Genomic DNA, 24,152 nt, shown 5'->3' on the forward strand with positions numbered 1-24,152 from the left:
GAACAACTAAATAACGAAATTTTTGCCTTGTTATCAACGAGGTTTTATTGCCTCAAAATAGACTACTTAATTAAGCTAATTGGTATTACATCTAAAGTTGTGGTCAGGTTTGATATGCCCTTTCAAACCTGACATTCCTCTTTTTTAATCTCGATTAAACTGTAATTCGCACAATTGTTTATACAATGGGTTAGTCTCAAACAATTGCTGATGTGTACCAGTTGCAATTATTTCCCCTTTATCCATTACAACAATTACATCGGCATGTTTAACCGTTGCTAAACGATGGGCAATAATGAGTGTTGTTCTGTCTTTCATTAGATGCTTTAACGCAGCTTGTACATGAAACTCACTTTGTGCATCGAGTGCACTGGTTGCTTCATCAAGCAATAAGATAGCTGGGTCTTTTAATATTGCTCGCGCGAGGACTATGCGTTGTTTTTGCCCACCAGAAAGCCTGACACCTTGCTCCCCTAAAAAGCTGTGATAGCCATCAGGTAGTTGATTAATAAACTCATCGGCATGGGCATATTTAGCCGCAGCATATACTTGTTCGTCGGTGGCGCTTGGGTTGCCATAGCGTATGTTATGCATTACGTCCGAGCTGAATAAAATAGGGTTTTGTGCCACCATACCCATTTGCTGGCGCAAGCAATCAAGAGAAAGCGCTTTTATGTTTATTCCTGCCAGCGAAATACTTCCTGAACTTGGGTCGTAAAAACGTTGCAGTAATTCAAACAGTGTGGTTTTACCAGCGCCTGACGGGCCAACTATAGCGACAGTTTGCCCCCGCTTTACCTGTAAATTCAGTGTATTTAAAGCGGCTTTATCAGGCCTTGAAGGGTAATGGAAAGACACATCATTAAATTGGATAGCAGGGTGGGTGAGCTTGTTTGCTTCAAATTGTGCATCGTTATTCGTATCTGGATTTTGGATCATGCTTTCAACGGCTAGTAGCTCTAACAATCGTGCTGCTGCCCCTGCGGCTCTTTGTAGTTCCCCATATACTTCTGCAACTGTTGCTACAGACATGGCCACCATAATTGCGTAAAACACGAAAGCGCCTAGTTCACCACCTGTCATGGTGCCAGCTAATACGTCACTGCCGCCAACCCAAAGCATCACACTAATGGCACTAAAGGTTAGGAATATAACCGCAGCAATTAAAAACGAGCGCTGTTTGATGCGGCTCTTCGCTACTTGAAACGCTTTGTTTGTCTCTTCGCTAAATGCCGCTTTTTCACGCTCTTCATGGCTATAACTTTGCACGACTTTGATATTTTGAATGATCTCACCTGCATAGGTGCTGATATCGGCAATAGCATCTTGGCTGGAACTTGCGAGCTTTCGTACTTTGCGACCAAAAATCATCATCGGTAGTAATACCACAGGCACGCAGGCAACAACCACAAGGGTTAGCTTTAAGTTGGTGATAAGTAGCATAGCTAGACCACCAATGAGCATTAAGCTACTGCGTAGTGCCATTGAAAAAGATGAGCCTATGATAGATTGCAACAAGGTGGTATCGGTGGTGAGACGCGACATTAGCTCGCCGCTGCGGTTTTCTTCAAAGTAGCTTGGGTGCAACGTAACAATACGATCAAACACAGCTTTACGCATATCGTTACTGACTCGCTCGCCAATCCACGACATTAAATAAAAGCGACAGAAAGTACCTACCGCTAATAAGCTAATCAAACCAATCAGTACCATTACTGCTTGTTGAAGCTGAGCTTGTGAGCCAGCAATAAAGCCATGATCAATAACAAATTTAACGCCTTGCCCAAGTGATAAGTTAACACCGGCCGTAAGCAACAAGGCGCCAAGCGCTGCAAACACCACCCATTTATAGGGTTTTATAAAAGCTAAAATTGGTAACAGGCTGCTAAATGCCGCCTTTTCTTTATTGTTAGACATGCTAGATTCTTATTGGTGAATAGGGTATAGATATGGTTATCAATGCTCTAAAAATCAACAGTTATTAAGGGATTAGTATGGAATCTACAACGATCAGTGGTCAATTCAGCGTAAAATTAAACCCAATTGGCGGCTATGCCACAGGTCAAGATGGCGTTAATTTAGGACGCATGTCGATTGATAAACAGTTCTCAGGCCCATTAGAGGCAACAAGCCAAGGCGAAATGCTCAGTGCCATGACTGCAACTCAAGGCAGTGCAGGCTATGTAGCAATTGAGCAAGTTGTTGGTAGCTTAGAAGGTAAGCAAGGTAGTTTTGTACTGCAACATTTTGGCACTATGGATAAAGGGACTGACCGATTAACTTTAGAAGTGGTGCCTGACTCCGGTGCTGGAGAGCTTGAAGGTATTTCAGGTAAAATGGCAATTCGAATTGAATCGGGTATTCATTATTATGACTTTGAATACCAACTGATGGACTAACATTACATCAGTTTTATTGTTAATAGAGAATAAAGAATAATGACACTAACTGAGTGGTTGAGTTTAGTTTTAATTTGCGTGATGGGTGCTATGTCTCCGGGGCCAAGTTTAGCTGTGGTTTTAAAGCACTGTCTACATGGAGGTGTGAAGAACGGCATGTTAGCGGCGTTAAGCCATGGTATTGGGGTTGGTTTTTATGCGTGTGCCTCGTTACTTGGCTTAGGCGCGCTGATGACTCAGTTACCAACGCTTTATCAAGTGCTGGTCTATGGCGGTGCAGCATATCTCGCCTATTTGGGGATTCGTATTCTGTTAGCTAAACCTAGCCCGCAAACACTGAATGTTGAGCAGACTAAGCCAAGTCCTCGCATCGCTTTGCAAGATGGTTTTGCCATTGCTTTTTTAAATCCAAAGCTTGCGGTATTCTTTCTAGCCCTATTTTCGCAGTTTATTGACCCAGAGAATCTGACTTTGCAAGTCGGGTTGATCATGTGTTTAACCGTGTTTGTACTCGATACAGGCTGGTATCTACTTGTTGCACTGTTAACCGAAATATCAAAAAAGCGTTTTGGTTTTACTAAGGCGAATCCATGGTTTGAAAAATTGCTAGGGGTAATTTTTATTACCTTAGCAGTTCGCGTCGTTATTACCCTATAAATCTCTCTTTGTTGCGATTACACCACTAATAAAAAGGGAGGTGATCGCAGCTCTCCCCAGTAAGCTCCTATTGCATACGTATTCATCACACAATATTCACCTTTTGGTTACACTTTATTGGTTGTTTTTTGACAACAACAATAACCACAAATACAACACCTCCAACGACAACAGGGTGGGAATCCAATGGGGAAATTCAAGCTAAGTGCGCTTATGCTGGCCTTGGTGGCAGCAAATAGTGCAATGGCGGCGACGGAAGAAGAACGCACATCGGCAAAGGAAGTAGATCCTGAGCTTGAAGTAATTGAAGTGCGCGGCTTCAGTCGCAGCTTAATTCAATCATTAAATCAAAAACGTTTTAGCGACACAGTCTCTGAGCAACTATCAGCTGATGACTTAGGAGCATTACCTGATGTATCGATGGCTGATGCATTAACACGGCTACCGGGGATCTCAGCGGTACGTACCGGTGGCCAAGCTGCCGAAATAAACATCCGCGGTTTATCCGGTGGATTTGTTTTTTCGACATTAAATGGTCGTGAGCAAGTATCTACCAGTGGTAGCCGTAGTATTGAGTTTGACCAATATCCGTCTGAGTTAATCAGTTCGGCGGCGGTGTATAAGTCACCCAAAGCATCACTTATAGAAGGGGGCGTAGCGGGTACAGTAGAGTTACAAACAGCCAGCCCATTGGATAATGACCAGCAACACAAATTTACCGCTAATGTGCGGGGTATGTATAACGACCGTGCTTCAGAGGTATTCGATGCTACCGAATACGGCGATCGTATTAGCTTCTCTTACCAAGGTAAGTTTCTTGACGATACATTAGGTGTCGCATTGGGTTACGCACGCTTATTCCAGCCAAGTGTGGCGACTCAGTTTATCGGCTTTGCATATAACGGCAATAAAGATGTTGATGGGTTAGCAAATGATACCGATGGCCCTGCAGATAACCCTGCTAATGAATACATCAGCGAGGGTTTTGAGCTTCAGCATTTAGGCGGTGAAGAAACCCGTAATGGCTATTTAACCTCGATTGAATGGGCGCCAACCGATAGCTTTAAATTAAAAGGTGATGCGTTTTTATCTCGTTTTGATAGCGAGTCATTTGCCCGTGGTTTCCGGGTTAAGTTCGGTGGCCCATCTGCTGTATATGCTAACCCAGTACTTGATGGTAATGCGGTTATTGGTGGTGCGATTAACCGCACATCAAATAGCTTTACTCGCGTTGAAATCGTTAATGATGATAACCAAGACTTCGATGAAGTAGATAGCTACGGTATTAATGCAGATTGGCAAATTACCGAGCGTTTAAACATGAACGCTGACGTGTCGCTATCACGTGCTAAGAGTAACTTCCGAAATGGTTTACTTTGGGCATTGGTTGCAGAAGATGCTACCGTTGAAAACCCTGTGTTTGATACCAATGTATCACTTAACTATCAATTGAACGGCTTAAACTTACCTGATATTGGCTTTAATCAAGCCGACGCATTTAGCGATATCGACCGAGTTATGGTGAGTAAATACGGTATTTATCCGTATGAAAATGAAGATGAAGTAAAAGCATTTCGACTCGATTTTAAATATGAGTTAGAGAACAATTGGTTTAGCTCAATTGAATTTGGCGCTCGTTATTCAGACCGAGAGTACAGTAATAATCGCTCTGTATTTGAATACGGTAACGATGGCGCATTCTCTTCGACACAGCCGCCACTTCGTCTAACTGACGATATGACTACAGTGGTTGATTGGCAAGGTGAGTTTAGTTATTTCCCATCATACTTAGCGATAGATTTAGATAAAGCGCTCAACGCGTGGTTCCCTGATGGTATCCCACAGCCAGTACAAACTTGGGGTAATGCTGATGGTGTTGTTGATTTAGATGGTGATGGTGAGCCAAATGCACAAGGCTATACTACTAACTATTCATGGACCATGCTACAAAGCGGATCAGTTTACGAAGAAGTGGTATCAGCGTATTTTATGCTTAATATTGATACCGAAATTGGTACTCTACCAGTCACAGGTAACCTTGGTATTCGCAGAGTTGATACAGACCAGTCAGCGACAGTACTTGAAAATGTCGGTGGCGATCCGCAGCTTGGTGCGCAATATATTGTCGATGACAATGGCATTGTTAATGACCTTTATGCGCCTAGCGTGTTAGGTATTAAATACACTGATTACTTACCGTCGTTAAACCTGAATTTTAAAGTAAATGACGCGACACAAATTCGTTTTGCTGCGGCAAAAGTGATGGCGCGTGCTCCAATTAACCGTTTAGCAGGTGATGCTAGTGCATCGGTTAACAATGACGGCGAAATTAACGGTTCAAGTACCAATAATCCATTCTTAAAACCTTTCTATGCGGACCAGTACGATATCTCATACGAGCAATACTTTGAAGACACAGATGGTGCTCTGGTTGTTGCTGCGTTTTATAAGAATATTGACTCATTCATAGATACGGTAGCCATAGAGAACTTTGACTTCAAAGGTAATGGTTTTAACGTACCAGAATACATTGTGGACCCTGTCAGCGGTGAGCAAATCGAAACTACTAATGGTGTGTACACTACTGCGGTTAATAATGCCAAAGGTGGTTATATTCGTGGGATTGAGCTTGCCTATACGCAAGTTTTCTCTTTCTTACCATCACCGTTTGAAGGTCTAGGAATTAACGCTAGTTACTCATATACCGAGAGCGAAGTGCAATCTATTACTGATTTAGGTGGCGATTCTGTGTCGCAAGATTTGCCTGGCCTTTCAAACAATGTCTTTAACGGCACACTTTTTTACAGCTATGAAAACTTTGAAACACGTTTGAATGTGCGTTATCGCGATGACTTTGTTTCAGAGCAAGTTGCTGTCAATGAGCAAGTGGTGAATTTTGATGCGGAAACGGTTGTCGATTTCCAAACATCGTATCAGTTCACAGATTCATTCGGCATGTTATTACAAGTGAATAACCTGACTGATGAACCAACACAAAGCTACTTTGGAACAACCAGTAAAACAGGGACCACGCAATTCTTTGGTCGCCAGTTTTATCTAGGTTTTACCTATAACCATTGATCAGTAAGCTGGAGATAAAAACATGAAAATAATAGCTAATTTTAGCCGCTTACTGATTGCATGCAGCATGGTATTGCTAGCTGCATGTGGTGGTGGCGCAAGTAACGATATAGATTCAGGGCAAGTTTTATTGACCTGTAGTGTCCCGCAAGTCCCCAATGAAGCGGGTACTGAGTGTGTTGATCCACCGCCGATTAGTTGTCCGGCACCAACGGTACCTGATGAGAATAATGAAAGCTGTGTAGTTGGTGCTGATCCAACTCTTCCTGACCCTGTGGTTTTCCCCGCAGATGATGAAGCCATTTTATTCTATAACCGCACCAGTGATGATGCCTATGAAGGTTACCGTCTTCACTCATGGAATAATGATGACTGTGATGCGTACGCAGCGCCGTTTGATGCCACTGATTGGGCCAATGGGCATGAATACGATGGTATTGATCCTAACTATGGTGCGTACTGGATTGTAAAACTAAAAGAAGGTTATAACGAGTGTGCTAACTTCATCGTGCATATTGGTACCGAAGGATCTGGCAAAGCGTTTGGTGATGTCGATTTAAAAATGCCATTGATGCAGGACGATGAAAAGTTCCAACGAATGAACTTTACTATTCATGGTGAACCATCAGTATTTGAATACCCAATTGTTAGCTTAGGTGAGCGCCCGGTGAGTATTTCTGGTGCATCAGCGCATTGGATTGATTTATCTACGGTGATTTACCAGCCAAGTAATGAGCTGACAAGCATCATTAAATTACACTCATCAAACAGTGCAAATTTAGCTGTCGATGAAGATACCGGTGAGTTAAATGGTCAAGTGGTTGAGCTTACATCGACGTCTTTGAGTGATGAACAAATCGCTAAAGTGCCACACCTTGCTGGATGGAATGCGTATCAAGGTAGCTGGGATGCAACTGCAGCAAAAGAGCTTATTAAACAACAGTTGGTTGTGGCAGGCTACGATGCTGATGGCAAGCTAATTGAAGCAACCTATGTGCAAACAGCTAAAGCCCTCGATGATTTATATACCAGTGGCGAAAGTGACGCTAATGAAGCACAACTAGGAGTGCATTACACCAATAATGGCATTGATGTGTCGGTATGGGCGCCGACTGCCAGCAATATGAAATTAGCGCTTTATGATGCTGATAAAACAGAGCTTGAACAACTTGCTATGACTTTTGATAGCACAACGGGTATTTGGTCAAGCAATCTCGATATCAGTCACGATCGTCATTACTACCGCTTTATGTTTGATGTTTATCATCCTACGACTAAGAAAATTGAAAGCTTATGGAGCACAGATCCCTATTCATTGAACGTTTCAACCAATGGTTTATACAGCCAACTGGTTAACCTTGATGATGAGGATACTAAACCGACCGGTTGGGATGAGCGTATGGTGCCAACGGTTGATTACCCTGAGCAAGCGGTCATTTACGAAGGCCATGTGCGTGATTTTAGTGTGCGTGATGAAACGGTCAGTGAAGCAAACCGTGGTAAGTATCTTGCGTTTACTGAGCTTGATAGTGCACCAATGCAACATCTTAAAAAGCTAGCTGATAATGGCCTAACACATTTTCATTTACTGCCACTGACAGATATTGGCACCATTGATGAAGATGCCAGTCAGCGTGTTGATATTACCGCAACCTTAGGTGATTTATGTAGCCGCATTGACGACAATGCAGATGCATGTAAAACCGAAGACAAAAACGCATTAATTGTTGACCTTATGGCGTCATACCTACCTGGCTCAGATGATGCACAAGCGCTTGCCAATGCAATGCGTGGTGTTGATAGCTTTAACTGGGGTTATGATCCGCACCACTTTATTGCTCCAGAAGGTTCTTACGCTTCATCGCCAGAAGGTATAGCGCGAGTTAAAGAGACGCGTGCGATGATCCAGTCTTTACAAGAAATTGGTTTGCGTGTTGTGCTTGATGTTGTTTACAACCACACTACATCATCTGGTGTTTGGGACAAATCAGTCTTCGATAAACTGGTACCAGGTTATTACCATAGATATAACGAAACATCGGGTGATATTGAGCGCTCAACGTGTTGTGAAAATACTGCAACAGAACATGCCATGATGGATAAGTTTGTTGCTGACTCTATGGTGATTCTAGCTCGTGATTTTGGTTACGATAGCTTCCGCTTTGACGTGATGGGGCATATGCCAAAAGCATCAATTATGACCGCACTTAGTGCAGTGCAAGCAGTTGACCCTGATACCTATTTCTACGGTGAAGGGTGGAACTTTGGTGAAGTGGCAGATAACCGTTTATTTGTGCAAGCGAAACAAATGGATATGGCTGGCACTGAGGTAGGTACCTTTAATGACCGTATCCGTGAAGCAATTCGCGGTGGTGCGTTCTTTAGCAATAATGCCACAGATGGCAACTTATCTGAGCAAGATACGTTGCGTTTATCACTGGCAGGTAACTTACAAAACTACATTCTTAAAGACTTTAAAGGTAATTCAGCAAAAGGCAGCAGCTTTAGCTGGAGTGGTCAGCCAGCGGCTTACGCCCTTGACCCGGCTGACAGCATTAACTATGTCTCTAAGCATGATAACGAAACACTATGGGATCAGCTGCAATACAAGCACGGCACTAACTTAAGTATTGAAGAGCGTGTACGTGTTCACAATATGGCTCTAGCTATGCCACTGATGAGCCAAGGTATTCCATTTATGCAAATGGGTGCGGATATGTTGCGCTCTAAATCAATGGATCGTAACAGCTATGATTCTGGTGATTGGTTTAACTTTGTTGATTTCAGTAAAGAAACAAATAACTGGAATGTGGGTTTACCGCCTGCGCAAGATAACCAAGCGAAGTGGGGCGAAATTGCGCCTATTTCAGCAAATCCTAACGCACAAGCGATGGCAAGTGACATTGAGTACGCAAGTAATGTATTTACTGAATTCTTGGCAATTCGTAGTGCCAGCCCACTCTTTAGTTTAACCACAGAGCAAGACATTTTAGACCGCGTTGGCTTTCACAATATTGGTAAGCGTCAACAGCAAGGTTTAGTAGTGATGAGTATCGATGATGGCGTTGGGTTGACTGACCTAGATAGCCAATACGATGCCATTGTAGTGGTTATGAACGGTACTGAGCAAAGCTTATCGCATACGGTGTCAACTGCTGCGGGTTTTGAGCTTCACCCTGTTTTAAAAGCCAGTGTTGACTCAAGTATGTCAGCGGCAAGCTTTATAGCTGGTGAGGGTGAAGGTACCTTTAATGTTCCGCCATATACTGTTGCAGTGTTTGTGAAACCACAAGGTGATGCACAAGGCGAAGGCCTAAGTGCGGATGCTACTGTAGGTGCGCCAGATATCGTGCCATTTGGTAGCACAACGGTTTATGTTCGTGGCTCATTAAACGACTGGGGCACGGCAAATAGCTTTGAATATGTGGGTAATGGCGAGTACAAAATTGCGATTCCTCTAACAGCGGGTAGCTATGAGTTTAAAGTCGCTTCTGAAGATTGGTCTACCGTTGATTTTGGTGCGCTTTCTGCAGATGATGCTGAAGTGATCGAAGGCGAAGATGAGCCATTGACACGCAGTGGTGCCAATATGACCTTTACGGCGGCAATGGATGCTATTTATGTATTCTCATTCGATGCCACAGACACCGATAACCCAATACTTAAGGTATATAACGAAGAGCCATTTGTTAGCACACCGATTTATGTACGCGGTAGCTTAAACGATTGGGGTACCAGTGACGAGTTGATGTATCAAGGTAAAGGTATTTACACCTTCACTAAACAATTATCTGCAGGTAGCTATGAATTCAAAGTGGCCTCTGAGGATTGGAGCACGGTGGATTATGGCTCAGGTGAGAGTAGTGCGGCTGTGACTTTAGGCACAGAAAAACAGCTTGCAGTAAAAGGTGCAAACATGACAATTGATATTACAACCGATGGTCAATATCAGTTTGTATTTGACGCCAGTAATCTCGAAGAGCCTCTTATGGCCGTGTTCAACGCAGAAATGTTTGGGGAAACTCAAGTATACTTACGCGGCAGCGTCAATGGCTGGGGAACGGATAACCCTCTAATTTATGCAGGTGATGCGATGTACAGTACAACCATGACATTAGAAGCTGGTGACTATGAGTTCAAAGTTGCTTCTGAAGATTGGAGTACAGTAGATTATGGCGGCAGTGGTGATGCACCTGTCGCTGTGATTGGTGAAGCGGCCTTACTAGAAGCCGTTGGTGCTAATATCGCCTTGAATATCCCGACAGCGGGAGATTACCGTTTTACCGTGCAAGGACCCGATCTGAGTAAACTAACAGTGACGGTTGAAGCAGTGGAATAGCTTTCCCTGCAGTACCTTTAAGCCGGGCTTAGCTCGGCTTTTTTTGTATTTAATGAAAAGTTTGTATATTGTCATAACTCTTATCAAGGAGTCTATGATGACAGAAACCAGTTTATTGAGTGCCAGTTTTGATCCCAAAGTAAAACGGTATTGGTTATTACTGGGTATTTTTACCTGTATGATTAGTATGGTAGGTATCCCTTTCATTCCCATTGTTGCGTTAATAATCTGGCTGGTGGCAGGGCGTATTTTAGCGGCGATGTCAGCTAATTTGTTAACTCGTAAATTAGTGGTGAAGCGTGGTGTCTTTTTTAAAGAAGAAAAGTCGATCCCACTTGAAAAAATAACCGATGTAGCACTAAGTCAAGGTCCCTTAATGCGTCAATTTGGTCTCTATCGACTGAGCTTTGAAACGGCAGGTCAGTCGGGGCAAGGTGCATTGGTATCATTACTCGGAGTGATTGATGCTGAGAAGTTTCGCGAAGCAATCTTGAAACAAAAAGATGAGATGACTCAAACTAGCAGCGCTAAACCAGAGCATCAACCTGAAGACAGTCAGTTAGAACTGCTACGTTCACTTACTTATAGCGTAAAAAACATTGAGCAAATGTTAGTTACGCTATTAGATGAAAAGCGTTAGGCCATTTGTAAAGTAGGGCTACCAGCTTGTACGCTGAGCGCTTTTTGACGCTCGTTAAGCAGTGTGTAATCGGCTGTTTTGACACTACTTACATAATGCCACTGGGCAACTGCTTGTTGCTGAGTAAAAGTGACAGTTAAGTAGCCGCGTTCAACTAAGTTGTTATAAGCTAAGTCGTTAACCAGCAATGCAATGACTTGCTCAATTTGTGCGACAGCTTCGCTCGATTGTGTATTTAACGCTAAGTAGTTCTCAAGTCCTGGTGAAGATACCGAAGATGTCGCAAATTCAACACCGGCAGCGGCTTGAGCAGAAACAGGATTGCTGGCATCAGTGACTAATTGTCCTGCCCAGCTGTTATGTGTATCACCCGCTAAAACGACAAGGTTCTTTTGCGCTGCAATTGCAGTCCCAAGTATTACCTCACGTTCATAAGCATAGCCATCCCATGCGTCAAGATTATAAGGCGCTGTCGTTTCTACGCGTGCTCGCTCTTGTGCTGTAACACTTTGATCTCCAGCTAAAATGCGTCCTTTAATTTGCGCAAGCTCACTAAATAACGTGTTTGCTTGAGCGAGTAATGCAGAAGGATCAGCACCGCTAGCTTGAATTACTTGAATATTCATTAGTAATTGCAGAATCTCAAATGGCAAATGCATTTTAGTCATCAGCACTTGTTGTCCAAGTACTTGCCATTGTGTTGTTGCTGTCATTAAACCATCGGTAAGCCAAGTGAGTTGCTCGTTACCTAATAAAGCACGAGTAGGTGAGCTGATTGCTGCAACAAAGTCAGTTTGCCCTTGGCTAGTGGCCAAATCGAAATCAGCATAGTTAATTTGTTCATCGCGAGCTAAAACACGGGTATCGAGCATGTGTAATGACACTAAATTGCCAAACTCAAAGCGTCGATAAATACGTTCTTTATCGGCGACATTGCGTATTGGCATCCATTCGAAATAAGCTTGTAGCGCATGCATTTTTCGCTCGCTAAATTCACCTTCGCCGTCGTTGTGATTTTCTGCGCCACTGTGCCATGTATCATTTGCTATTTCGTGGTCGTCCCAAACAGTAATAAATGCACAATGACTATGGGCAGCTTGTAGGTTCTCGTCTTTACGATAATGGCCGTAACGTTTGCGGTAATCAGCTAAAGAAATGATTTCATCGCTATTGTCATCAGGTAATAAACGGCCTAGCTCGGTGGCATCTTCAGTGGCATAACCTGTATTACCATATTCATAGATGTAGTCACCTAAGTGCAGTACTGCATCTAAATCGGTTTGTTTTGCGATTTCACCATACACATGGAAGTAGCCTGCAGGGTAGTTAGCGCAAGAGATAACGGCAAATTTTACTTGTTCTATATTGTCAACTGGCAGCGTTTTACCTGCTCCTGTGGGTGAGGTTTTACCATTACTTATGAAGCGGTAGTAATAAGTGGTGTTTGCATCGAGACCTTGCAGATCAACTTTCAAGGTATAGTCGGTTGCATCACTTACTTGAGTTTCGCCATCATGGCTTATAGTTGTGAAGTTAGCATCCGTTGAGGCTTGCCAAACTACGTTAACACTTTTGACGTTTTCAAGTGGGGTTATGCGAGTCCAAATGATGAGGCTATCAGCTAGCGGGTCGCCACTAGCAACACCGTGATCAAAGCTGACAGGGGTCTGCTTTGTGGTTTCCTCATCATCGTCATTAAGACTACAGCCAGTTAAACCGAAAGATAAAACGGCGGCTCCAAAACCAGCCGCCGATGCTTTTAAAAAGCGTCTGCGTGTAAAAGTCATTGCTCTGTACCTACAAATAGAAAAGTACGAGCTTATCCGACCAGTGTTACTATTCTATGAAGCTAAAACACTTGGCAAATTTGTTCTGCATTACAGGTGATTACAGTGACATTTTTGTAGCCAACACGAGTAAGTGCTTCGGCACTAAGTGTGGCACGGGCACTACTTGCACAGTGTAAGTAAATTGGCCTTGCAGGATCTTTTTCAATTTCCATTAATTTCATTTCAAGTACACCGCGCGGGATATTAATAGCACCTGTCGCTGCTTTTGTGGCGTGTTCAGCCGGCTCACGTACGTCTATTAATAAACCGTGATTTTCGCTTAATTCTTGCTTTGCTTGGTCAGCGTTAATGCGGCGCTGGTTTGGAGCAATAATTTTCATTAAGTCAGGAATTGGTGTCAGCATACTAATCCTCCATGCCAAGTTTGCGTAAAATAGTGATCATTGGGCACCACTTAGTGAATGCCGATTGAATTAAGTTTAGAGCAATAAATACCGTAAACCAAATCCACAACGGACTGTGAAACTGTTGTAGCAACAATGAAATACAGATCATTACACCAGCAATTAGGCGAAGCGCGTCATTTAGTTTCATAATAAGACCTCAATAACAGAGTGATGCATTTAATATATTAGAAAAACCTATATTAGTAAATTCTAATATTAGACTTTTCTAATATATCAATCTATACTTTAGCGGTATTTAAGAATATAGAGTAGTGTGATTATGAACATCGATTTTGCGGCTATGGCCGACAATGTGGAACAAGCAGAGCAAATGCTAAAGATATTGGCGAATAAAAATCGCTTGATGATCTTATGTTCGCTGCAAGATGGTGAAATGAGCGTGAGCGAATTAAACGAAGCTGTGCCGTTGGCACAGTCAGCATTATCGCAACACTTAGCGGCGCTGAGAAAAGCGCAGATAGTCTCGACTCGACGTGAAAGCCAAACTATCTATTATCGCGTGGTTGATAAAAACGTGGTATCGATCTTAGCGACCCTACATGGCTTATTTTGCAAAGGTAATTAAGCAATGAATGCTATCGATAATGCAGTAAAAAACAGCTTGAGCGGTCGCCTCCCCGTCATTATTTTTATTATGTCGGTGCTGCTTGGCTTAATGGCATTAAAGCAAACCCCTCGTGAAGAAGAGCCGCAAATTGTGGTTCCTATGCTTGATATATATGTGGCAGCGCCAAACGTTGAAGCGCCAGAAGTAGCCAGGCTGGTAACTGAACCATTGGAGAAGTTATTGGCGCAGTTAACGGGCGTTGAGCATATTTACTCGACTACACAAAGTAATGCTGCTGTTGTTACTCTTCGCTTTGAAGTTGGTCACGACCGTGAGCAAGCCATTCTCGACACTTACGCTAAACTCTATAGCTATCAACACACGATGGCGTCAGTGATCAGTTCATGGCAAATACGCCCGGTTGAAGTGAACGATGTACCCATTGTGATGCTGGGCTTATTTAGTAAAGATCCAAAACTTTACGATGATTACCAACTAACCCGCTTTGCCAACGAAATCGCTAACAGTTTACAGCGCATCGAAAACACCAGCGAAGTGAAAGTGATTGCTGGTAGAACTCGTCAATTAACGATTAACCTTGATGCAAGCGCGCTTGCTGCACATCAAACAACCCTAACCGATGTGTATTATGCGCTTAGCGTATCTAACCAATTAGTTAATGTGGGCAGTGTTGTTGAAGGTAAGCAGCAAATTGCCTTACAAGTGGGTGATGTTTTACGTTCTCAATCTGCGATAGAACGCCTTGTTGTCAACGTGGTTAACGGTAAGAGTGTTTACCTAAGTGATGTGGCCGAGGTGAGTGATGGTCCAAGCGAAGCACAAAGCTATCAATGGTTGGCTCAATCAGATAACCAGCAACAACTTCCTTTAGTTACCATTAGTGTCGCTAAGCAAGCTGGCACTAATGCGGTAGCTGTAGCCAATGAAGTACACAGCATGATGGACAGCTTATCGGCTAATTTGCTGCCAGATGAAGTGGGCTACACCGTACTGCGAGACTATGGCCAAACAGCGAACGAAAAAGTAAATAATCTTACCTCGAGTTTAGTATTTGCGGTGTTTACCGTGGTTATTTTTGTTGGCGTATTTTTAGGCTGGCGACCAGCAATTGTGGTTGGTTTAGCTGTGCCTATTTGTTACGGCATAACCCTGACACTTGATTTTGCCTTTGGTTATACGATTAACCGAGTCACGCTGTTTGCATTAATACTTTCTCTAGGTTTATTGGTTGATGATCCCATCACAGGCATAGATAACATAAGTCGTTTTTTAACGCAAAAAGGTGATAAAAAACAACGCATAGTTGATGCTATGAGCGAAATACGCGTGGCGTTGTTTATGTCAACATTGACTATTATGGTGGCATTTATCCCGCTTGCGTTTATTACTGGCATGATGGGCCCTTATATGGCACCTATGGCATTTAATGTGCCAGTCAGTGTGATGGTTTCTACCATTGTGGCATTTTTTGTAACGCCTTGGTTGGCCATGAAACTGCTGAAAGCGCCCGTTGATGACAGTATGCAACTAGAAGCCAATCCGCATAGTTTGTATGAGCGCATCTTATCGCCATTACTTGAGTCTAAAGGCCGTGCAAAACTCGTTCTATGGACCACATTAGGCCTGTTTGTCGCCAGTGCCATGCTACCCGTCATGCGTGTTGTGCCTTTAAAGTTGCTACCGTTCGATAATAAAAACGAGTTGCAAGTTTTAATCGATATGCCAGAGGGCACGAGCCTTGAGCAAACCGCAGCTTTCACGCGAAAAGTACAAACTGTCACTTGGAAATTAAATGAGGTAAGCGAGGTGGCAGCCTACGTTGGCCAGCCATCGAGTATGGACTTTAATGGTATGGTACGTGGTTATTATCGACGCGAAGCCGCCAATCTTGCTGAGCTAAGAGTATTACTGCTTGATAAAACTGAGCGTGATCATCAATCTCATGCTGTGGTCATGCGCTTGCGTGCAGCATTAGCACCACTGGCAACCGATGGCATTGTTATTAAAGTGGTTGAAGTACCACCAGGCCCGCCTGTTTTAAGTACCTTAGTGGCTGAAGTTTACAGTGAGCCATTTGTTGATACAGACACTCACTATCAAGCAGCTCTTGCAGTTGCGGCAAGGTTAAAGCAAGAACCACATGTGGTAGAGGTTGATACCAGCATTGCTGCCAATGCACCATTACAGCGTTTTGTTACTGATAAAAGTAAAGCATCATTGTCGGCGGTCTCTACGCAAGATATTGCCCAGACTTTAGCCATTGCCTCGCATGGGCAAAATATTGGGGTGTTATATGTTAGCGGTGAAACAGACCCTGTTGATATTAAACTGCAACTGCCGTATCAAGACCGAAATCAATTTGCTCAATTGCTCGCATTGCAGGTTCGCGGTGACAGAGAACTCGCAAAAACCAGTGACGAATTTGGGCTGCAAAGTGCACCGCGTCCGCTGGTGGCATTATCTGAATTAGGCGAGTTTCAGTATCAAGATGTTGCTAAACCAATTATGCGTAAAGATCAGCGTAATGTTGTGTATGTAATGGCTGAGCTAAACGGTCGTACACCCGCTGAGATTATTGCTGACGTAAATGCCGACTTAGGTATCAGCGCTGACGAATTTAGCCAAACTGATTGGCAAAGTAGGCACTTTTTCAATAATGGTGGTAGCCAAGCTTGGCAATTACCTGCTGGCACTGACGTAACCTTTAGTGGAGAAGGTGAATGGCGAATTACCATTGATGTATTTAGAGATATGGGCATTGCCTTTGCGTTTGCGCTAACTGCAATTTTCATCATCTTACGAATTCAAACAAATTCTGCCAGTTTGTCACTGATCATCATGTCGGCTATTCCATTAACCGTGATAGGTATCATGCCGGGCTTTTGGTTATTAAATCAATTTGGAGAGCGCACCATTGCTGGTGCTCCAGAGCCGGTGTTATTCACTGCAACAGCCATGATAGGCATGATCGCACTTGCCGGTATTGTGGTCCGTAACTCACTTATTTTGGTTGAATTTATAAATCAAGCTCGTAGCCAAGGTATGGCAATTAAACAAGCTTTAATTGCCGCAGGTACAGTGCGTATGCGTCCAGTGTTACTGACTGCAGGAACTACCTTATTAGGTAACTTGGTGATCACCCTAGACCCGGTATTTAGCGGTCTAGCGATTGCAATTATTTTTGGTATTGTGGCATCAACATTGTTCTCATTATTTGTTGTGCCCCTGGTTTATTATTTAGTGTTTGCAAAGGATGCAGCCAAAGAGGAAAAAGCTCATGCAGGGTAAATCAAAACTTATTGGTTCAATTATCGCGTTATTTGTGATCATTGTGGCGGTACTTTACATGGCGGGCAGTTTTTCTGATAAGCAAGCTGCAGGCATGAAAAACCCATCGGCAAACGATTACAATGGTCAGTTAGTGACAGTGACACTGGCAGATATTGCTCGTGATGAAGTTGTGCCAGGAACCGTGATTGCAAAACAAAATACGCAAATCTCATCGCGAGTTATGGCACAAGTTGAGCGTTTGAATGTCCGCGCTGGCGATACTGTAAAACAAGGTGATGTATTGATCACCTTGCAGCAAGATGACTTTAAAGCTGGGCTTGCACAAAGCGAAGCACAAATAAACGCAATTAATGCATCGCTGACTCAAGCAGAGAAACAGCTTAAACGTATCAACGATTTGTACAAACAAGGCTTGGTATCTGTTAGTGAATACGACGATGCTAAAGCAAGGTTCGATAATTTAACTGCGAACCTAGCGATTGCTAAACAACAGCAAACACAAGCACAAGTCGCGTTGAGTTTTACGCAAATTAAAGCGCCGATTTCAGGTGTTGTGGTTGAGCGTTTTGCAGAACCTGGCGATACCGCAACCCCTGGTACGCCATTACTCGCACTGTATAACCCACAGCAATTGCAATTAGCGTTTAATGTCAGAGAACAACAAGCAATTAAATTGAATGTTGGCCAAGCTCTAACAGTCAAATTACCCGCTTTATCAACGTCAATGCCTGCCACTGTGACAGAAATAGTGCCCGTTGCTGATAGTGCTGCGCGCAGTATGGAAATCCGTTTAGAAACAGATGTGCAAACTGGGTTAATGCCTGGGCTTTATGCGCAGTTACAATTACCGCTCGCCACTGAAAAAGGGGTGTTGATTGACTCAAGTTGGGTGCACCAGTATGGCCAATTGAGTATGGTTTACTTACTTGAAAATAATCAGATAGTGCGTCGTTTTGTACGCCTTGGCGAAGTGGTTGATGGGCAGCAGCACATCGTTTCAGGTTTAAACCCAGGTGATGTGCTAGCTATTGATTTTAAAACTAAATAAAGGTTGCTATTTCGTCCAGCGACTTTTTCACTAAGGCATGCTCAGGGATAGTTGCATCTGTGCCTGGGTAGCCTGCAATGAGCAGCATGTAAGGGCGCTCATTATCTTTATCGCGGCCACAAATTTCGGTTAAAAAGCTCATTGGCTTTGGTGTATGCGTGAGGGTAGCAAGGCCTGCTCTGTGTAGTGCTTGAATTAAAAAGCCGGTTGCTAGGCCAACAGATTCATGAACATAGTAATTGGTATTTTTGTCATCGGCAGAAATACCGCCTTTCTTTTGACTAAACACGGCAATTAGCCAAGGTGCATGCTCAAGGTAGGGCTTACTGGCATCTGTGCCAAGTGGTTTTAAAGCATCTAACCATTCTTCACCAGCTCGGCCTTCATAAAATGAGCGCTCTAGCTTTTCGGCTGCTTCACGAATTTGTTTCTTAACATCGCTACTGTGTATTGCCACAAAGTGCCAAGGTTGATGATTGGCACCACTTGGTGCAGTGCCTGCCGCTTTAATACAAGTTTCGATTATTTCTTTGGGCACAGGGCGGTCGCTAAAGCTGCGAATACTATGGCGACGCTGACTAACGGCTAAAAACTCTTCGGCGCGTTTAAGCATTTCGTCATGAGGGTATTCAATAAAGTCATTGAGTGGTTGATTATTGTGTTCTTGCATGGCTTTTCGCTTCTTGTGTGTTGATGATTTAATTATGAATATGTTGGTTTCGACGGTACTCTTCTAATTCATTGCTCAACCAATCTTTTGCATTGAGTAACGATCCATTGCTGAGTCTTACTTTATAGGGCTTACCGCTCCAAGAGCTTTTGCTCGCTAGGTTTTCGATAAACTTGTCGGCGGTATTTGCATAGCGGGTCGCTTTTCGATATTTCATAGCGAGGTGCTCGGCAGCATCTTGGCTTGAGTGTTCTGTGTCATTGCGTATAAATACGGCATCGCTTTTAGCGACAAAATCAATTAAGTGATTAATTTCTTGCTCTGGAGTGGCTGCAATACAGAATTGACTAATGCTCAAGAACATTAATGCGATAAACCAATATCTTTTCATTGTTATTTTCACTGTTCTTTTTGCTCTATGGTTAAGGTTGCAATTATTGGATTATGATCTGAGCTTGCAAGCTCAGGCACTATAGTTGTTTCTATTTTGACACCTCGCACCCATATTTGGTCAAGTGCTAATCCAAATGTTTTGGTGCGTTTATCATCTAAATAGATAGCCTCGTGTAGGCCTAGTTGGGTCAACGTTTGCTGCAATAAGGCTTGGCGCTCATCACTCCAGGTATTGAGATCACCGGCAAATACGATAGGTCCTTTATGCGTTCGCATAATGGCGGCGGCATCGTCTAGCTGTTGTTTAAAGTCACTTACACCAACCGTAAAGTTAATGGCATGCAGGTTAATACTCAGTAATAACTGTTGTTCAGGCAGCGCATACTCCACAATATTGGTGGCTTTTGGGCTACGTAGCCAAGGCTCTTTGTGAGTGAGTGTGCAATGCACAGTGGCGGGCCAACGGCTGAGTGTCATAACTCCAGATTGCACACTGCCACTCTTATAGCCTTTAGCAAAACGCCAATATGGTTTGAGCTTTGTAAGAGCTGGTTCTTCGATAGCTTCTTGAAGTAACACAATATCAGCATCGTCATTTAGGTTTTGTAAATCTGTGAGTAAGCCATCTATTTGTGCTTTGTAGATATTCCAACTCAATAACTTGAACTGATAGGGCAAAATGTAATGCGCTGCGTAAGTTTGCATGCGACTTTGTGCTAACTGCTGTTGGCAATTAACAAGGTTCACGGCAGTTTTGGTTATACCTTGCTGCTCATCAGAGCTAGGATCGCTTGAAAAGCTATACCAAGACAGCGCGCTCAAACACACAAGTAATAAAAATATACGCAGATATGCCGTCATAATGACCTTTAGTTACTTTCCTTGAGAGTTAGTCGTTGTTAGCCCAGTTTAGTTCAAAGGCTAAATGTTAGAAACTGTAGTATTTCCTACAATTTCTATACGCTTTCTTACCCAAAATGAGTACTCATATTCTTATACTTACTGAGCTTAACAACTCAGACAAAGGAACTACTCATGAAACAAATGGCCTGTATGCTGCTTGCCTTATCGGTGACAGCGTGTTCATCAGTCACCATAGTGCCAGAAAAAACAACCAATAAATTAGCCACTAAAGCCGATTACCAAGATAGCCGTCCATTCTTTTTGTGGGGCCTCGTTGGTGAAGAGCGCGTTGATGTAAAGGCTATTTGCCAAGATAAAAAAGTTGCCCAAATGCAATCGCAACAAACATTCGCTGATGGCGCATTAGGACTAGTTACACTCGGAATTTATGCTCCTCACACAGTAAAAGTATGGTGTGAGCAACAAGCACAGGAGCAACAACTATGAAAAGCTTACTAATAACAGCGGTGTTAGTTGCAACCTTAAGTGGTTGCACAAATATCTACTTCGATAATGGCAGTGCAGCGCAAGGCAATAAAGCGCCTGCAACAGAGCAGTGGCATCATAACTTTGCCGCGGCGCTTTACGAAGGTTCAAAGCCTGTCGACTTATCTGAACAATGCCCTGACTCTGAGTGGCAAACCGTTCACACTTATAAGTCGTTCACCAATGGTCTTGCTGAAATTGCAGTAAACCAAGTTGGGCCTATTTGGTACCCGAAAACAGTTGAAATAAGCTGTGCTCAAGTACCTTATAAGCCAGACTAGTTATTCATAACGCAGTGCATCAATTGGGTTTAAGCGTGCCGCTTTAATAGCGGGCGCTAAGCCAAACACAATACCAATCAATGACGTAAAGCCAAATGACAGCATAATCGCCCAACCCGGTATGTAGGCATCTGGCATGCTCGGCACTGATAACGAAATCAGTGCCGCGGCACCATACCCTATCGCTAAACCAATTAAGCCACCAAAAAGCGATAGCACCACCGCTTCAACTAAAAATTGCAGCATAATAAAGCCAGGTGTTGCCCCTAATGCTTTTAAAGTGCCGATCACACGAGTGCGTTCTGTTACCGAAACCAGCATGATATTCATCACACCGATACCCCCAACCACCAGACTGATACCGACTATCCCCGCGGTAATTGCGGTTGCACTTCCGGTAAATTTATCGATATTAGCACGGGCTTTTTCGGCGGTTTCAAACTCAAAGTCGTCATCTTCGCCGTCTTTTAGTTTATGTAATTGACGCAAGATGCGGCGAATTTTACCCAGTACTTGCGTTTCGTTAGCATCGTCTTTTAAACGAAACATCATTTGCACATTAGTATCAACACTGCCGCCTTCTAGCGCACTCATGGTACTTATTGGAATATTAATGTAATCGTCTTGGTCAAAACCTAATAAGCTACCTTGTTTTTCAGCAACACCAATAATGCGAAACCACTCACCACCGAGTTTGATATATTCGCCTACAGGGTTTTCAGGCAGATTAAGCTTTTCGATAATTGAAGGGCCGATAAACGCCACTCGACGGCGTTTTTCATCATCTTCTGCGCGAATAAACCGGCCGAGTTCTGGGTAGGTGCGGTAAGCTTTTTGGTAGTCTTGCTCGGTACCCATCACGCGTGAAGCATGACTTTTATTGCCGTACTCTGCTGCACCAGAAAAGCGCCAAGTAAACATCAGCGCAGTAAAGGTTTCGGCTTCTTTAACGCGTGCTTTTAGGGTTAAAAAGTCGATGTAGGTTAGCTTTGCTTGTTGGCCTACCATTTCTTTTTCTACGCTAGTGTAAGGTTTTATATTGGTCACATCAGGAGACATGTCGGCAAGTTGATCATTAATTTGCTTAGTGAAACCTTGCATTACTGCCACTACGGTCACAACCGCTGCAACACCAATGATAATACCTAAGCAGGTAAGGGCACTACGCATCGCGTTTGCTTTAATTGCCATGAGTGCGGCTTTAGTGCCTTCCATAACAGCGATAGCAGATTTAAACATGTTGCCTTGCTCCTTCGCCTTTACGGGTATCACTGACAACCTTGCCATCAACTAAACGAATAACACGTTGGCAGTGATCAGCAATATCTTGTTCGTGAGTAACCAAAATAATGGTGTGCCCTTCGTTATGAAGCTCATCAAACAGTGCCATGATCTCAGTGGTGGTTTTACTATCTAAGTTACCTGTAGGCTCATCACCAAGTAAAATATGTGGTTTAGTAACAAGTGCACGAGCAATCGCGACACGTTGACGTTGCCCACCAGAAAGCTGGCTCGAAAGGTGATTTACCTTATCGCCAAGACCAACCCGCTGCAATGATTCGAGCGCTTGCTGCTTTCGCTCTTTGGCAGAGATAAATCGATACACAAGTGGCTGCATAACATTTTCAAGAGCTGATGCTCGCGGTAACAAATTGAAACTTTGAAAAATAAAGCCAACACTTTCATTACGCTGATGAGCAAGCTCAGTTTCGGTCATTCGCTTTACCAGCTTATCTTTTAAATAGTAGTCACCACTTGTAGGGGTATCTAAACAGCCAAGCAAGTTCATTAGTGTTGATTTACCTGAACCCGAAGGGCCAATAATGGCAACATACTCATTTTGAGCAATTTCAATATTGATATCATCAAGGGCTTTGAAAACTTGTTCGCCCATTTTATATTGCTTATTGATATTACTAAGTTTTATCACCGCCGACATTAGCTAGCACCTTTTTCAGGGCTGTTTTTAACGGCTACCGTATCACCCTCTTTTAGTGAGCTGAGAGGTCTAGCTGGGCCGATAACAATACGATCTCCCTTTGCAACACCGCTGGTTAGTGCTTGTTCGATATCTGAAGAAATGCCTACCGTTACAGTTGTTTTAGTTACTGTATTATCTGCGTTAAGCTTCCAAACAAAGTAGCTATCATCCTCTTTTTGAATTGCTTCAATGGGGAGTTTTAAGCCATTTTCGGCAATACTTGTCGCAATTTCAGCACGGCAACTCATACCGGCATATAGTTGGCGGTCAGTGGCATCAAGTAGTACTTTGACTTTAAATGATAACCCTTGTGAACCGGCTTGGTTTTTTGCTGAAGTACCAATGTTTATTACTTTGCCAGTAAAAGGTTGGTTTGGGTAAGCGGCGGCATAGATATCTGCATGTTGGTTTAGTTTTATACCAGCAATATCGGTTTCGTCCACGCGAAGTTCGGCTAAAATAGCGCTTGGATCTGCTACTAGCATCAGATCTGAGCCAATAATGTTGGTTGTTCCGGCAATTACGGTTTCACCTTCTTTAATATTTACCGATGCAAGTAGCCCACTCATTGGTGCGCGAAACACGCTTTTATTTAAACGGTCTTCAGCAATGAGTAATGACGCTTGGGCTTGGTTGTAAGCTTCACGTTTTGCTTCAATATCTATTTTCGCTAAATCGCGGGCATTTTGTAGGTTTTCATACACTTCTTGGCCTGCGAGGCCAACTTCATAAAGCTCTTTTTGGCGGCTTAGCTGGCGTTCGATATTTTTCAGTCGGGTTTCGCTGTGCTTAATATCAATTTCAGTAGCGCGAAGCACGGCTTTGTTGCGTGCAACTTCAGATTCAAACGCTGTAGTATCTAGACGCATAAGAATATCGCCCTCAGTGACACTTTCTCCTTCTTCGACAAACACTTTCGCTACGCGGCCAGTCACTTCAGAGCGCAGCTGCACTTGGGTGTTAAAGACTAGGTTGCCAGAGGCTAAAATTGAATCGGCAATATTGCCTTGTGCAACTTCTGCAATATGCATTTCTGGTGCATCTTTATTGCCTGTGACTTGCTTTGATACTAGTAAAGCGACAAATGCTGTAACAGCGAGGCCAATAATAATGGCTTTTTTCATGTTACTTCCTTGGTAGTTAAGAGCGGCATATCGC

General features: G+C 43.3%; 20 protein-coding genes. 10 read left to right on the forward strand and 10 right to left on the reverse strand.

The window, feature by feature from the left end:
* Positions 1–144 precede the first annotated feature (144 nt).
* Entirely contained in the window at positions 145–1,917 is a 1,773-nt protein-coding gene (locus HCZ11_RS18405) for an ABC transporter transmembrane domain-containing protein (RefSeq protein WP_167659165.1), read from the reverse strand.
* A 77-nt stretch (positions 1,918–1,994) separates the two neighbouring features.
* Here HCZ11_RS18405 and HCZ11_RS18410 point away from each other — a divergent pair, with 77 nt between their 5' ends.
* The 5 genes from HCZ11_RS18410 to HCZ11_RS18430 all read left to right on the forward strand — a co-directional run bounded on the left by HCZ11_RS18410 (position 1,995) and on the right by HCZ11_RS18430 (position 11,116).
* Positions 1,995–2,399 (forward strand): DUF3224 domain-containing protein, encoded by a 405-nt coding sequence (locus HCZ11_RS18410; RefSeq protein ID WP_130049963.1) that lies wholly within the window; start codon positions 1,995–1,997, stop codon positions 2,397–2,399.
* Positions 2,400–2,438: 39 nt separating this feature from the next.
* Positions 2,439–3,056, forward strand: coding sequence for a LysE family translocator (locus HCZ11_RS18415; protein WP_167659166.1), 618 nt, complete (start codon positions 2,439–2,441; stop codon positions 3,054–3,056).
* A 186-nt stretch (positions 3,057–3,242) separates the two neighbouring features.
* The gene (locus HCZ11_RS18420; protein ID WP_167659167.1) at positions 3,243–6,137 is read left to right on the forward strand and encodes a TonB-dependent receptor; all 2,895 of its coding nucleotides are present in this window, start codon (positions 3,243–3,245) and stop codon (positions 6,135–6,137) included.
* Positions 6,138–6,159: 22 nt separating this feature from the next.
* Positions 6,160–10,476 (forward strand): pullulanase-type alpha-1,6-glucosidase, encoded by a 4,317-nt coding sequence (gene pulA, locus HCZ11_RS18425; RefSeq protein WP_167659168.1) that lies wholly within the window; start codon positions 6,160–6,162, stop codon positions 10,474–10,476.
* A 97-nt stretch (positions 10,477–10,573) separates the two neighbouring features.
* Positions 10,574–11,116 (forward strand): PH domain-containing protein, encoded by a 543-nt coding sequence (locus tag HCZ11_RS18430; protein WP_167659176.1) that lies wholly within the window; start codon positions 10,574–10,576, stop codon positions 11,114–11,116.
* Here HCZ11_RS18430 and HCZ11_RS18435 read toward each other — a convergent pair.
* The 3 genes from HCZ11_RS18435 to HCZ11_RS18445 form a co-directional block, all read right to left on the reverse strand.
* A complete protein-coding gene (locus tag HCZ11_RS18435; RefSeq protein ID WP_167659169.1) occupies positions 11,113–12,903 on the reverse strand; it encodes an alkaline phosphatase in 1,791 nt (596 codons plus the stop codon). The genes HCZ11_RS18430 and HCZ11_RS18435 overlap by 4 nt on opposite strands.
* Before the next feature lie 62 nt (positions 12,904–12,965).
* Entirely contained in the window at positions 12,966–13,310 is a 345-nt protein-coding gene (locus HCZ11_RS18440; protein WP_167659170.1) for a rhodanese-like domain-containing protein, read from the reverse strand.
* Position 13,311: 1 nt separating this feature from the next.
* On the reverse strand, positions 13,312–13,500 hold the full coding sequence (locus HCZ11_RS18445) for a DUF2892 domain-containing protein (protein ID WP_054562832.1): 189 nt from the start codon (positions 13,498–13,500) through the stop codon (positions 13,312–13,314).
* A gap of 132 nt (positions 13,501–13,632) precedes the next feature.
* On the opposite strand from HCZ11_RS18445, the gene HCZ11_RS18450 reads away from it, so the two are divergent.
* From HCZ11_RS18450 to HCZ11_RS18460, 3 genes are read left to right on the forward strand one after another with little or no spacing between them, the layout of a single operon-like run.
* Complete coding sequence (locus tag HCZ11_RS18450; RefSeq protein WP_130049957.1) at positions 13,633–13,938, forward strand: metalloregulator ArsR/SmtB family transcription factor; 306 nt, start codon at positions 13,633–13,635, stop codon at positions 13,936–13,938.
* Between the two features lie 3 nt (positions 13,939–13,941).
* The gene (locus HCZ11_RS18455; RefSeq protein WP_167659171.1) at positions 13,942–17,229 is read left to right on the forward strand and encodes an efflux RND transporter permease subunit; all 3,288 of its coding nucleotides are present in this window, start codon (positions 13,942–13,944) and stop codon (positions 17,227–17,229) included.
* Entirely contained in the window at positions 17,219–18,280 is a 1,062-nt protein-coding gene (locus HCZ11_RS18460) for an efflux RND transporter periplasmic adaptor subunit (RefSeq protein WP_130049955.1), read from the forward strand. Before HCZ11_RS18455 ends, HCZ11_RS18460 begins: the two co-directional genes overlap by 11 nt.
* On the opposite strand, the gene HCZ11_RS18465 is transcribed toward HCZ11_RS18460, so the two are convergent.
* Genes HCZ11_RS18465 through HCZ11_RS18475 form a run of 3 tightly spaced genes read right to left on the reverse strand, consistent with a single transcriptional unit; the run spans position 18,273 to position 20,204 of the window.
* Complete coding sequence (locus tag HCZ11_RS18465; RefSeq protein WP_130049954.1) at positions 18,273–18,950, reverse strand: nitroreductase family protein; 678 nt, start codon at positions 18,948–18,950, stop codon at positions 18,273–18,275. The genes HCZ11_RS18460 and HCZ11_RS18465 overlap by 8 nt on opposite strands.
* Before the next feature lie 28 nt (positions 18,951–18,978).
* Positions 18,979–19,341, reverse strand: a complete 363-nt coding sequence (locus HCZ11_RS18470; RefSeq protein WP_130049953.1) for a DUF5329 domain-containing protein — start codon at positions 19,339–19,341, stop codon at positions 18,979–18,981.
* Between the two features lie 8 nt (positions 19,342–19,349).
* Positions 19,350–20,204 carry an endonuclease/exonuclease/phosphatase family protein gene (locus HCZ11_RS18475; protein WP_167659172.1) on the reverse strand — a complete coding sequence of 285 codons (855 nt, stop codon included), beginning with the start codon at positions 20,202–20,204 and terminating at the stop codon, positions 19,350–19,352.
* A 174-nt stretch (positions 20,205–20,378) separates the two neighbouring features.
* On the opposite strand from HCZ11_RS18475, the gene HCZ11_RS18480 reads away from it, so the two are divergent.
* Positions 20,379–20,693 (forward strand): Bor family protein, encoded by a 315-nt coding sequence (locus tag HCZ11_RS18480; RefSeq protein ID WP_054554401.1) that lies wholly within the window; start codon positions 20,379–20,381, stop codon positions 20,691–20,693.
* A complete protein-coding gene (locus tag HCZ11_RS18485; protein WP_130049950.1) occupies positions 20,690–21,013 on the forward strand; it encodes a hypothetical protein in 324 nt (107 codons plus the stop codon). The genes HCZ11_RS18480 and HCZ11_RS18485 overlap by 4 nt, the downstream gene beginning before the upstream one ends.
* On the opposite strand, the gene HCZ11_RS18490 is transcribed toward HCZ11_RS18485, so the two are convergent.
* Genes HCZ11_RS18490 through HCZ11_RS18500 form a run of 3 tightly spaced genes read right to left on the reverse strand, consistent with a single transcriptional unit; the run spans position 21,014 to position 24,118 of the window.
* Positions 21,014–22,252: an ABC transporter permease gene (locus HCZ11_RS18490; protein ID WP_167659173.1), complete on the reverse strand. Its 1,239-nt coding sequence runs from the start codon at positions 22,250–22,252 to the stop codon at positions 21,014–21,016. It abuts the gene before it with no gap.
* Complete coding sequence (locus tag HCZ11_RS18495) at positions 22,245–22,952, reverse strand: ABC transporter ATP-binding protein (RefSeq protein ID WP_063702351.1); 708 nt, start codon at positions 22,950–22,952, stop codon at positions 22,245–22,247. Before HCZ11_RS18495 ends, HCZ11_RS18490 begins: the two co-directional genes overlap by 8 nt.
* A complete protein-coding gene (locus HCZ11_RS18500; protein ID WP_167659174.1) occupies positions 22,952–24,118 on the reverse strand; it encodes an efflux RND transporter periplasmic adaptor subunit in 1,167 nt (388 codons plus the stop codon). The genes HCZ11_RS18495 and HCZ11_RS18500 overlap by 1 nt, the downstream gene beginning before the upstream one ends.
* Positions 24,119–24,152: the final 34 nt, after the last annotated feature.

Source organism: Pseudoalteromonas sp. HF66 (genome assembly GCF_011806445.1).
GTDB lineage: Bacteria > Pseudomonadota > Gammaproteobacteria > Enterobacterales > Alteromonadaceae > Pseudoalteromonas > Pseudoalteromonas apostichopi.